Annotated in this window: 9 protein-coding genes; 4 read left to right on the top strand and 5 right to left on the bottom strand. The window is 63.2% G+C overall.

The window, feature by feature from the left end; genetic code table 11:
• Position 1: 1 nt before the first annotated feature.
• A complete protein-coding gene (locus tag EEB12_RS01055; protein WP_019748415.1) occupies positions 2-850 on the bottom strand; it encodes a Ku protein in 849 nt (282 codons plus the stop codon).
• A gap of 140 nt (positions 851-990) precedes the next feature.
• Between EEB12_RS01055 and EEB12_RS01050 the strand changes: the two genes are divergently transcribed.
• The gene (locus tag EEB12_RS01050; protein ID WP_141487273.1) at positions 991-1,962 is read left to right on the top strand and encodes an alpha/beta hydrolase; all 972 of its coding nucleotides are present in this window, start codon (positions 991-993) and stop codon (positions 1,960-1,962) included.
• Between the two features lie 30 nt (positions 1,963-1,992).
• Here the strand turns inward: EEB12_RS01050 and EEB12_RS01045 are convergent, their stop codons facing one another.
• Both EEB12_RS01045 and EEB12_RS01040 read right to left on the bottom strand, forming a co-directional pair.
• Positions 1,993-3,123, bottom strand: a complete 1,131-nt coding sequence (locus EEB12_RS01045) for a lycopene cyclase family protein (RefSeq protein ID WP_097387370.1) — start codon at positions 3,121-3,123, stop codon at positions 1,993-1,995.
• A gap of 10 nt (positions 3,124-3,133) precedes the next feature.
• Positions 3,134-3,919, bottom strand: a complete 786-nt coding sequence (locus EEB12_RS01040) for an SDR family oxidoreductase (RefSeq protein WP_019748418.1) — start codon at positions 3,917-3,919, stop codon at positions 3,134-3,136.
• A 129-nt stretch (positions 3,920-4,048) separates the two neighbouring features.
• On the opposite strand from EEB12_RS01040, the gene EEB12_RS01035 reads away from it, so the two are divergent.
• Complete coding sequence (locus EEB12_RS01035) at positions 4,049-5,680, top strand: ABC-F family ATP-binding cassette domain-containing protein (protein WP_020907739.1); 1,632 nt, start codon at positions 4,049-4,051, stop codon at positions 5,678-5,680.
• A gap of 60 nt (positions 5,681-5,740) precedes the next feature.
• Here EEB12_RS01035 and EEB12_RS01030 read toward each other — a convergent pair whose 3' ends face one another.
• The gene (locus EEB12_RS01030; protein ID WP_003944970.1) at positions 5,741-6,307 is read right to left on the bottom strand and encodes a TetR/AcrR family transcriptional regulator; all 567 of its coding nucleotides are present in this window, start codon (positions 6,305-6,307) and stop codon (positions 5,741-5,743) included.
• Between the two features lie 100 nt (positions 6,308-6,407).
• Complete coding sequence (gene acnA, locus EEB12_RS01025; protein ID WP_019748421.1) at positions 6,408-9,209, bottom strand: aconitate hydratase AcnA; 2,802 nt, start codon at positions 9,207-9,209, stop codon at positions 6,408-6,410.
• A gap of 456 nt (positions 9,210-9,665) precedes the next feature.
• On the opposite strand from acnA, the gene EEB12_RS01020 reads away from it, so the two are divergent.
• Positions 9,666-10,256 (top strand): DUF6676 family protein, encoded by a 591-nt coding sequence (locus EEB12_RS01020; RefSeq protein ID WP_020969605.1) that lies wholly within the window; start codon positions 9,666-9,668, stop codon positions 10,254-10,256.
• Positions 10,257-10,707: 451 nt separating this feature from the next.
• Complete coding sequence (locus EEB12_RS01015) at positions 10,708-12,255, top strand: NlpC/P60 family protein (RefSeq protein WP_141487850.1); 1,548 nt, start codon at positions 10,708-10,710, stop codon at positions 12,253-12,255.
• Positions 12,256-12,266: the final 11 nt, after the last annotated feature.

The following is a 12,266-nucleotide window of genomic DNA, read 5'->3' as shown; positions in this document are numbered from 1 at the left end:
CTCAGGCTCGTTTCTTCCTCGGCGCCGTCGACTTCGACGAGCCGGCCTTGGAGGCATTCGACTTCGCTTCGTCCACACTGCGCTGCAGTGCGGCAACGAGGTCGACCACCTCCGCATCGGTGCCCTCCTGGTCGACCTCGGCGGCGGGGATGACCTTCTTGCCGCCGTTCTCGATCATCTCGTCGAGCAACTGCCGCAGTTGGAGCTGGTAGTCGTCGGTGAACTCGGTCGGATCGAAATCGCCCGCCATGCTCTCGACGAGCGTCTGCGCCATCTTCAGTTCCTTGGCCTTCGGCTTCTCCACGTCGTCGAGCGAAGGGAACTCTGCTGCGCGAACTTCGTCGGGCCACAGCAACGTCTGGATCACGAGGACGCCGTCGCGAGCGCGCATCGCGGCCAGGCGCGTCTTCTGTCGCAGAGTGAAATGCACCAGTGCCGTTCGATCACTCTCGGTGAGCACAGTCGAAAGCAGGACGTACGCCTTCGGCGACGCCGAATCCGGTTCGAGGAAGTAACTCTTCTCGAACAAGATCGGATCGATCTGATCGTTCGGCACGAATTCCAGCACCGGAATCTCGTGCTTCTCCGCGGCCGGGAGTTTGTTGAAGTCCTCGTCGCTCAAGATGACGCGCGATCCGTCTTCCGAGTCGTACGCCTTGTCGATGTCCGCGAACTGAACCGTGTTTCCGCACTCGGAACACACACGGTTGTACTTGATGCGGCCACCGTCTTTTGCATGGACCTGGTGAAATCGGATGTCGTGGTCCTCGGTCGCCGAGTACACCTTGACCGGAACGTTGACCAGACCGAAGGCTATCGAGCCTTTCCAAATCGAGCGCATGCCTCCCATGATGGTCGCCCCCAGCCGATTGCGCGAGGCAAACGCTCACGGTTGATCCCGAACCGTTGCGTCCGGGTGGGCCGGTTCGAGGCGCGGCGAGCGGGTATCCGCTCCGAGAATCCGACTCGCACACCTGGGGGCATACTCCGATGAGTATCCGAACCTACCGACGACACCTAGCAGCAGCGCTGGCAATTTCACTGGTTCCACTGCTGTTTGCGCCCTGGCCCGCGAACGCAGATCCGGCACGCACCGTAACCATCAGCGTCCACTCCGATGCGATGGGCCGCGACATTCCACTCGAGGTGATCCTCCCCGCCGACACGAGCGCCCCACGGCCCACGTTGTATCTGCTCAACGGCGCCGGTGGTGGCGAGGACAGTGCAACGTGGGAAGGACGGACCGATGTCCTGGACTTCTTTGCCGACAAGAACGTCAACGTCGTGACGCCGCTGGAAGGAGCGTTCAGCTACTACACCGACTGGCAGAAGGACGATCCCGTACTCGGACGCAACAAGTGGCAGACGTTCCTCACTCGCGAACTGCCGCCAGTCATCGATGCGCAGTTCGGTACCAACGGGGTCAACTCCATCGCGGCGATCTCGATGACCGCGACCTCGGTACTCAATCTCGCGATCTCAGCCCCAGGGCTGTATCGGAGTGTCGGGGCCTACAGTGGGTGCGCGGAGACTTCCACCCAGCCGGGTCAGGACTACGTGCGACTGGTGGTCGGTGCGCGGGGTGGCGCTGATCCGACAAACATGTGGGGACCGTTCGACGGTCCGGGATGGCGCGAGAACGATCCCGTCGTGAACGCGGAGAAGCTGCGGGGGACCGAACTGTACGTCTCCACCGGATCCGGGCTGCCAGGTCCGCACGACAACCTTCAGGCGCCCGATGTGAACGGAAATCCCGGAGCGCTCCTGAATCAGATCATCGTCGGAGGCATCATCGAATCCGCGGTCAACGGGTGCACACACGGATTGGCGGACCGACTGAACGCACTGGGCATCCCCGCGACCTTCGACTTCAAGCCGAGCGGAACCCACTCGTGGGGTTACTGGCAGGACGACCTCCACAATTCGTGGCCGATGATCGCCAGCTCGATGGCAGCGCAGTAGTCGGTGCGGATCTAGTCGGTGCGGATCTAGTCACCGGAAAAACGGCGCGCGCATCAACGTCTTTCTCACGTGCCACGGTGACGATCGGAACAGTGTTGCCATCACCTTCGCCGTCGCGGCCGCGTCCCGCCGATCGGAAAGGTATGACCGCTGAGCCTCGACCGGTAGATCGAAGAACTTGTCGAAGAATGTGGTGACTTCGCCCGAGGCGAGGGTGAGAAGTGCGTTCAGACCAACGCGGCGGAGAGCGGATACCGCCTTGGCCGAGCGAGGCCAGAGTGCCGCGTTCGGATCCTCACCGTCGGCGATTGCTTTCGCGACAGTGTCGGCCTCGGCGAGTGAGGAGGCAACGCTGTATCCGGTTCCCGGATGCATCAGACCGCCTCGCCCGCCGAACCGGAGGACAGCGTCCGGGGACGAGTCCCTCGGGCCTTCGACTGCAAAACGGACTCGCTCGATCGGCGCGTCGTCGGGGACTTCGCAGCCCCGATTGTGAAGTCGGGTGCGCAGACGTGTTTCGAGTTCACGCAACCCCAACGCCGGCCGGCCGACGAGGCAGGTCTCCTCGAGGAGGACTCGCTCGTTGTCGAGCGGGACCGCGTAGAGAAACGACGGAGTGTCGGCGTCGGAGGTGCCGTTGTCTGTTCGCCAGTCCATGAACCAGGCCTCGCTGCCGCCCAGAATCGGATCGGCCAGAGCTCGGTCCACGATCATTCCGAAGGCCGTCTGCTGCGCGGTTGTCACTGCCAGATCGGTGCCTCGGGCGTCGACGACGACGGATCCCGTCAGCTGCGATCCGTCCACGCACACGACGGTGGTAGGGGACAGTGTTTGAGCACGTAAGCCTCTGACCTTTATGGATGTGCCGGTGAGAAATGATTGCAGTAAAGATGTATTCAATACGCAATAGATGCGATCAAGCGTTTTCTGCCCGCTGGTCCACACGCTCGGGCGCTCGATCCGGCTCGCGATCACCTCGCCCGGCAGCCACGACGGCAACTCGTCTGCCCACGCCGAGTACGTCGGCGTCCACACCCGATGAGGATGCGGATCGACAACGACAACGGTGAGTTGCCGGGCGATACAGCGCGTCGCGAGTGCCCGCCCCGCCGGCCCTCCGCCCACGATCACCACGTCGGCGGAGGAGTCGAGTGTGCTCATGATCGGCGCACTACATCGATCCCGTTGCGAGCAGACCGCCGTCGACCCGGACCGTTTCGCCGGTGATCCATGCCGCCGCGTCGGAGACGAGGAAGCCGACCAAGCCGGCAACGTCCTCGGGGGTGCCGAGCCGCTTCATCGGGTAGCCCGCCGACGCCTTGTCCTCGCCGGCAGCGACCAGGGCTGCCGCGAACTGCGTCTTGACGATCCCGGGAGCTACGGCATTGACACGAATCTTCGGTCCCAGTTGCCAGGCCAGTTCTTCCGTCAACCGGATGAGCGCAGCCTTCGACGCGCCGTACGCCGCGATGACGCCCGTCGACCGGATCCCGGCCACACTTGCCAGGTTCACGACGGCTCCACCGTGTTCGCCCATCCACGCCCGATGTGCTTGTTGGACGTAACCGAGGGCGGCAACCACGTTCACGTCGAAGATCTTGCGCACGGCGTCGAGGTCCGCCTCCATGAGCGAACCGAAGACGGGATTGATTCCGGTGTTGTTGACCAGAATGTCGAGCGAACCGAACTCGGCGACGGCGCGGTCGACGGCACCGGATCGGGCCTCGGCATCGGCTGCGTTGCCCGCGAATGCGACGACCTTGCCGCCGTGCCCCAGATCGGACAGTTCGGATGCAGCAGCCTCGAGGGGCTCCGGCTTGCGGGCTGTGATCAAGACGTCGGCGCCGCGAGCGAGGAGTTCGGCGGCGACAGCTTTGCCGATTCCGCGACTTGCGCCGGTGACGATGGCGGCGCGGCCTTCGAGGTCGCGAGGACGAGTGCTGTTTTCGCTAGTCATGTCCCGAACGTTAGCGGACTCACACGCTCCTGGTCGGAACGACCGTCAGGTCACGGTAAAATCGATAGTTCTTGTGTCTGTAGTCAGGCATTGTTTACCCGTATTCGTCGTTTTTCCTGAGGAGTTTGCTTGATTACCGCCACTGACCTCGAAGTTCGTGCCGGTGTCCGCACCCTTCTCACAGCTCCCGGGCCTTCGCTGCGCATCCAGCCGGGCGACCGGATCGGACTCGTCGGACGCAACGGAGCCGGAAAGACGACCACTCTGCGCATCCTCGCCGGTGAAGGTGAGGCATATGCGGGAAGCGTCGTACGCACCGGTGAACTCGGATACCTCCCGCAGGACCCCAAAGAGGGCGACCTGAGCATCCTCGCCAAGGACCGGGTTCTCTCTGCCCGCGGCCTCGACACGATGCTCCGCGAGATGGAGAAGCAGCAGATCCTGATGGGCGAGGTGCTCGATCAGGAATCTCAGGACCGCGCGGTCAAGAAGTACGGCCAGCTCGAGGATCGATTCTCGGCCCTCGGCGGCTACGAAGCCGAGAGCGAAGCCGCACGTATCACCAGCAGCCTCGGCCTCGAAGACCGTATTCTCGGGCAGCCGCTCAGCACGCTGTCCGGCGGTCAGCGTCGTCGTGTCGAATTGGCGCGAATCCTCTTTGCCGCCTCCGACGGCAGCGGCGCCCGCTCGGACACGACTCTGCTGCTCGACGAGCCCACCAACCACCTCGACGCCGACTCCATCACCTGGCTGCGTGGATTCCTCCAGAACCACGAGGGCGGACTGGTGGTCATCAGTCACGACGTCGACCTGCTCAACGACGTCGTCAACCGTGTGTGGTTCCTCGATGCCGTCCGCGGTGAGGCCGACGTCTACAACATGAACTGGAAGAAGTACCTCGACGCTCGTGCCACGGACGAGCAGCGTCGTCGCCGCGAGCGCGCGAACGCCGAGAAGAAGGCCGGTGCGCTGCGGATTCAGGCTGCGAAGATGGGTGCAAAGGCAACCAAGGCCGTCGCGGCTCAGAACATGGCCAAGCGAGCCGACAAGTTGATGGCGAACCTCGATGCCGAACGTGTCTCGGACAAGGTTGCGCGGATTCGTTTCCCCGAGCCCGCCGCTTGTGGCAAGACTCCGCTGATGGGCAAGAACCTCACCAAGGTGTACGGCTCGCTCGAGATCTTCACCGGTGTCGATCTCGCGATCGATCGTGGGTCTCGTGTGGTTATCCTCGGACTCAACGGTGCAGGTAAGACCACACTGCTCCGCATCCTCGCGGGCGCGGAGAAGGCGGACGCGGGTGAGCTGATCGCCGGTCACGGACTCAAGGTCGGCTACTTCGCTCAGGAGCACGACACCCTCGACGACGACGCGTCCGTGTGGGAGAACATCCGCCACGCTGCGCCGGATACAGGGGAGCAGGAACTGCGTTCTCTGCTCGGTGCCTTCATGTTCACCGGCCCACAGCTCGAACAGCCGGCCGGAACGCTCTCGGGTGGTGAAAAGACGCGTCTGGCTCTGGCCGGTCTGGTGTCGTCCGCTGCCAACGTTCTGCTTCTCGACGAGCCCACCAACAACCTGGACCCGATCTCACGCGAGCAGGTGCTCGACGCGCTCCGCAGCTACACCGGTGCCGTCGTCCTGGTCACCCACGATCCGGGCGCTGCCGAGGCACTCAACCCCGAGCGGGTCATCCTCCTGCCCGACGGCAACGAGGACCACTGGTCGCAGGAATACCTCGAGCTGATCCAGCTCGCCTAACCCCCTGTGAGTGGTTAGGGAGTCCCCGCACTCCTCAACCACTCACAGGGGCGAAGCCCCTCAATCTCGCCGCCGCACCGATTCCTCGACCAGATCGAGAACAGCTGACAGGTTGTCGACGCCGTGGCCGGAGGCGATTCTCGCGACCAGGCCGTCCATCACCAGATCCAGATACCCGATCAGAATCTCGGTGGGAACATCGTCACGGAGCCGCCCGGCCGATTTCTGCCTGGCGAGGCGCGCACTGGTCGCTTCCGTCAGTTCTACGGAGCGCTGTGACCACTTCTCGCGGAAGTCGGCGTCGTTGCGCAGTCGACGCGCTATCTCCAGTCGCGTTCCCAGCCAATCGAATTGATCGGGCTGCGCGAGCATGTCCCGCATGACCTGGACGAGGCCCTCTTCGGCGACGACATCTGCCATCCGGCTCGCATCCTCGCTTGCGAGAGCGAGGAACAGGCCGTCCTTGTCCTTGAAGTGATGAAAGATCGCTCCTCGGGACAAACCGGTGACTTCTTCGAGACGGCGAACTGTGGCGCCGTCGTAGCCGTATTCCGCAAAGCAGCGGCGGGCGCCGTCAAGGATCTGACTGCGCCGTGCCGCGAGATGGTCTTCACTGACCTTGGGCACGTTGTTGTCCTCGTCTCGCGCTTTCTTGTGCTCTGAACGCACGTGGCGGACTCAGCACCTCGCTGAGTCCGCCACGTGGGTTAGAGCAGGGCTCGGTTGACTAGCCCCGGATCATGTTGCGAAGCACGTACTGCAGGATGCCACCGTTGCGGTAGTAATCCGCTTCGCCGGGGGTATCGATGCGTACGACTGCGTCGAACACGACCTTCTCGCCGTTCTCGCGCGTCGCCGTGACCTTCATGGTCTTCGGGGTGACGCCCTCGTTGAGCTTCTCGACGCCTTCGATGTCGAAGGTCTCGGTGCCGTCGAGCTTGAGCGAACCTGCGGACTCGCCGACCGGGAACTGCAGCGGGACAACGCCCATGCCGATGAGGTTGGAGCGGTGGATGCGCTCGAACGACTCGGTGATGACGGCCTTGACGCCGAGCAGGCTGGTGCCCTTGGCTGCCCAGTCACGTGAGGATCCGGAGCCGTACTCCTTGCCGCCCAGGACGACCAGCGGGATGCCGGCTGCCTGGTAGTTCTGCGACGCGTCGTAGATGAATGCCTGCGGTGCGCCTTCCTGCGTGAAGTCGCGGGTGTAACCACCGGAGACGTCGTCGAGGAGCTGGTTGCGCAGACGGATGTTCGCGAACGTTCCGCGAATCATGACCTCGTGGTTACCGCGACGCGAGCCGAGGGAGTTGTAATCCGCACGCTCGACGCCGTGGGAGTCGAGGTACTGCGCAGCGGGGGTACCGACCTTGATCGGACCTGCCGGGCTGATGTGGTCGGTGGTGACCGAGTCGCCGAGCAGTGCGAGGACGCGAGCGCCCTTGATGTCCTTGACCGGAGCCGGATCCATCGTCATGCCGTCGAAGTAAGGTGGCTTCCGCACGTAGGTGGAGTTCACGTCCCACTCGAAGGTGTCACCCTTCGGGGTTTCGAGGTTCTGCCAGCGGCTGTCGCCCGCAAAGATGGTTGCGTACGACTTGCGGAACATGTCCTGGTCGATCGAGGACTTGATCGTCTCTTCGATTTCCTGCGTGGACGGCCAGATGTCCTTGAGGTAGACGGGGTTTCCGTCGGTGTCGTTACCGAGCGAATCGGTCTCGAAGTCGAAGTCCATGGTTCCGGCGAGGCCGTATGCAATCACGAGCGGCGGGGAAGCCAGGTAGTTCATCTTGACGTCGGGGGAGATACGTCCCTCGAAGTTACGGTTACCCGAGAGCACCGCGGTGACCGAGAGGTCGTTGTCGTTGATGGCCTTCGAGACTGCCTCGGGCAGGGGTCCGGTGTTACCGATGCACGTGGTGCAGCCGTAACCGCCGAGGTAGTAACCGAGCTTCTCGAGGTACGGCCACAGGCCGGCCTTCTCGTAGTAATCGGTGACGACCTGCGAACCGGGAGCCATGTTGGTCTTGACCCACGGCTTGGTGGCGAGGCCCTTTTCGACGGCGTTGCGTGCGAGCAGTGCAGCACCGAGCATGACCGACGGGTTGGACGTGTTGGTGCAGGAGGTGATACCTGCAACAACGACGGCGCCGTGGTCGAGAACGAACTCACCGGCGTCGGACTTGACGACGACCGGCTTGCTCGGACGGCCTTCTGCACCGTTGGCAGCAGAGAGAACGTCGACCGCTCCGTCGTCGGCAAACGACAGAACCGCGGGATCGGAAGCCGGGAAGGACTCCTCGACGGCCTCGTCGAGCTGGGTGTGCTCGGTCGGGTAGTTCTCTTCCACGTAGTTGTGGATGTCCTTGCGGAACGCAGTCTTGGACTCCGACAACAGGATTCGGTCCTGCGGGCGCTTCGGGCCGGCGATCGAGGGAACAACGGTTCCCAGATCCAGCTCGATGTACTCCGAGAAGACGGGTTCCTTGTCAGGGTTGTGCCACAGGCCCTGTTCCTTGGCGTACGCCTCGACGAGAGCGAGCTGCTCGTCGCTGCGGCCGGTGAGGCGCAGGTACTCGATGGTCTCGGCGTCGATCGGGAAGATCGCTGCGGTGGAACCGAATTCGGGGCTCATGTTGCCCAGCGTTGCGCGGTTCGCGAGCGGAACCTCGGCAACACCGTTGCCGTAGAACTCGACGAACTTGCCGACGACGCCGTGCTTACGGAGCATCTCGGTGGCGGTGAGCACGACGTCGGTTGCGGTGACGCCGGGCTTGATCTCACCGGAGAGCTTGAAGCCGACAACGCGGGGGATCAGCATGGAGACGGGCTGGCCGAGCATTGCTGCCTCGGCCTCGATGCCGCCGACGCCCCAGCCGAGCACGCCGAGGCCGTTGACCATCGTGGTGTGCGAGTCGGTGCCGACACAGGTGTCGGGGTATGCCTGTCCGTTACGGGACATGACGGTGGGCGCCAGGTATTCGATGTTGACCTGGTGAACGATGCCCATTCCCGGGGGGACGACCTTGAAGTCGTCGAATGCGCCCTGGCCCCAACGGAGGAACTGGTAACGCTCGCCGTTGCGCTCGTATTCGAGGTCGACGTTGCGCTCGAGTGCGTCGGCCTGGCCGAAGACGTCGAGGATGACCGAGTGGTCGATGACCATGTCGGCGGGGGAGAGCGGGTTGACCTTGTTCGGGTCGCCGCCGAGGGTGGTGACGGCCTCACGCATGGTGGCGAGGTCGACGATGCAAGGAACGCCGGTGAAGTCCTGCATGATCACGCGGGCAGGCGTGAACTGGATTTCGATGCTCGGCTCGGCTGAGGGATCCCAGCTCGCGATTGCGCGGATGTGATCCGCGGTGATGTTGGCACCGTCTTCGGTGCGGAGAAGGTTCTCGGCGAGAACCTTCAAGGAATAGGGCAATTTCTCGGTGCCAGGGACGGCCGAGAGGCGGAAGATCTCGTAAGAGTTCTCACCGACCTCGAGGGTTCCCTTGGCTCCGAATGAATCGATACTGGTGCTCACGTCTGCTCCACTCGTCTATGAGGGTCGCTACCGACGGGGCTGTGTCGGCAGCTGAAGCGAGGTACTTCGGCCGGGAAGACCCTCCGTAGCTCACGCCAATCGCACAGTTCGCGTGAGAACTGTCCGAACATCGGAGCTGCAGTAGAACCTGTCCTGACCGGTGGTACCTCTTGGTCCAAGTCTAACAGTACGCTTGTCCTGTGAGAATTCAGGGCAAGTTGACCGAAACAATCTTCATGCAGACTGCGGGCCTGCGCAACGCAGGCTTGGCTGGGTGACCACACCCACAGTTACCGCTCGGGCGGCACGCGCGGCGGTTGCGTGTGACGCCTGGTGGCAGTCGACCTGAAGTAGGCTGCATGCAGGCCCGTCGCGGGTCGGCCGCCGAAAAACGACCTCGGAAGAACTCCCCGCATCTCAGCGGTGGACGGAATCCGAACAGCACCCGGATGAGAGATGTCTGCTCCTACCAATCACGCTTTTGCGCCTGTGCACGTGAAGTCCCCGTTGCACGTCGCTGTTCCGTCGGATGTCGATCTCGACGACGTGCTCGCGGACCTTTCGACGGACGGCGTCTCCGCCCCGGAGTCCGATGTTGTGGGGCTGACTGCGGTGGTGACCGACGCCCGTGAACGTGGTGTCGACTTGAGCGTCGTAGTGGTCGACGCAAATCCGGGCCGGCCGTCCGATCTTCGCGACCTGGCCACGACGGTCGGCAAAACCGAAGGCGGCACGGTTCTCGTTCTGAGCCCAGACTGGATGGGTAGCTACAGCGACTCGATCAGTCGCGTGCAGCTCGAAACCGCGCAGGACCGATCTTTCGGAGAAAGCGCGAGCGTGACCGCGGACCGCTTCTCGCACGAGATCGTGGCGCCGGGTCCGCCGTGGACGCTTTACACGGTCCTTGTCATCGCACTGGTTGCGGTTATTGCCGGAATTACCTTTGCCGTCAAGTGGCGGCGAGAGCCGGAAAACGCGCAAACCAGACATATCGCTTCGACTTCAGAAACGGCGACATCTTCCGACCACCGGGCCGATTCCGTCTGACCTTGGTCCTTTTGCGAGATTTTCAGTAACTCGTCGAAAACAGGTACTCACCGCTGTTTGCGGTGAGTACCTGCCCTTTTTGGTACCTGCATGCCATTCGACCAGCTCAAATACCGTTTGTGTTATTTGTGGCTAAAGTTTCCAAAGAACGCTTGAGTGTCGTACGGTACAACTGGCACTTTTTGGGGAAGAAGTGTCGCAGACAGGCTGATGTTGTTCGACGCGTACTTGTCGGTTGCCTTGTTCTCGAGGTGTCGACGGTGGCGTTCGTACGGCACGTCCAGGTCGACGAGCAGCTCTCGGGCTGTGGGCGACCGGTGCTTGGTCTGCGCATTCCCTCCCCGCACGGATCGGCGACCCAGCGGGCCGTGGCGTTACACGCGAGGGAGAGTTATTTGTGAGGCAAGTAACACGTGGCGGCGAGTCCCGTCGTGGTCCTTCCCGTAAGTCGATGCGCCTGGCGCAACTGGTCATCGGATTCGGCATTGTCGGGTCCCTGATCGTCGGTACGCCCGCCATGTCCTGGGCCGTACCACCGCCGCCGCCGAATCCGAGTGACTCGGACATCGCTGCGGCCGATTCGCAGGTCTCGTCGAGCGTCGGCACCGTCAGCGCGCTCATCAATCAAGTCGCATCGGCCAACGAACAGTTGTCGGCACTCGACAACGAAGTTGCGATCAAGCGTGAAGACGTCAACAAGACGCTCGTGGATCTGCAGAACGCTCGCGGCGCCGCAGACACCGCAGCGCAGGCCGTCGGCGTCACCAAACAAGCTCTTAAGGACGCGTCGGCGCAGATCGAGGTCGCTCAGACGGACTTCGACAAGTACGCACGCTCGAGCTACGTCAAGGGCACCAACACCGCGTCCATCTCGTCGTTCCTCGACGCCAAGGGCCCGGGCGACGTCCTCGACCGCGCGCAGGTCCTCAAACTGCTCGCCAATACGCAGAGCGCAGTGCTTGACGGTCTCCAACGAGCACGTACCGAGCAGGCGAACAAGGACTCCGCGACCCGCCAGGCAAAGCAGCAGGCCGACGCCGCCGCCGAGGTCGCGGCACAACTGAAGGATCTGGCCGAGCAGGCGATTCAGATCGCGCGCAACGCTCTCGATCAGCAGGTTGCCAAGAAGGCCGCGATCGAAGCCGAGCGGAACTCCGCTCAGGCTCAGCTCGACGCCGCCCGCAATGCAGTCGCAGGTTTGCAGGGCCAACGCCAGGCGTATGCGACGTGGGACGAGCAGCGTCGCGCCGAGGAAGCTCATCAGAAGGCTCTCGAAGCTGCCGCCAAGGAAGCTGCCGCACAGGCTGCTGCCCGCGCAGCTGCCGACCAGGCCGCCAAGGATCGAGCTGCAGCACTGGCAGCGGCTCAGCGTCCGCACACCGCTGTGGAAGACCCGACTCCGACCGTCATCCCGGACGACGACGACACCTGGACTGACGAGGAAACCGGGACCGACGAGGAAACAGGCACGGACGAAGAGACCGGTACCGAAGAGGAAACGGTCACGACGCCCAAGCCCACCACCCCCAAGCCGACGACGCCGAAGCCCAGCACGCCGAAGCCTTCCGTTACCGGAAGCGCTGCAATCGAATCCGTCATCGACCGCGGAATGTCTCAGCTCGGCGTGCAGTACGCCTGGGGCGGCGGCGACGAAAACGGTCCGACGCGAGGCATCCGTGACGGCGGCGTCGCCGACAGTTACGGCGACTTCAACAAAGTCGGGTTCGACTGCTCGGGCTTGATGATCTACGCCTTCGCCGGCATCGGAATCTCGCTGCCGCACTACACCGGCTATCAGTACACCGCGGGCACGCAGGTTCCGTCTTCGGAGATGAAACGCGGCGACATGATCTTCTACGGCCCCAACGCCAGCCAGCACGTGGCGCTCTACCTCGGTAACGGGCAGATGCTCGAGGCACCACAATCCGGTTCGAGTGTCATGGTCTCCCCGGTTCGCTGGGGCGGAATGACGCCGTACGCCGTCCGACTGGTGTCCTGACCGTCAGAGGA

The sequence above is a fragment of the Rhodococcus sp. WS1 genome (genome assembly GCF_003797745.1).
GTDB lineage: Bacteria > Actinomycetota > Actinomycetes > Mycobacteriales > Mycobacteriaceae > Rhodococcus_F > Rhodococcus_F erythropolis.
Note: the sequence above shows the minus strand (reverse complement) of the source record. Positions and strands in the feature narration are given on the sequence as shown.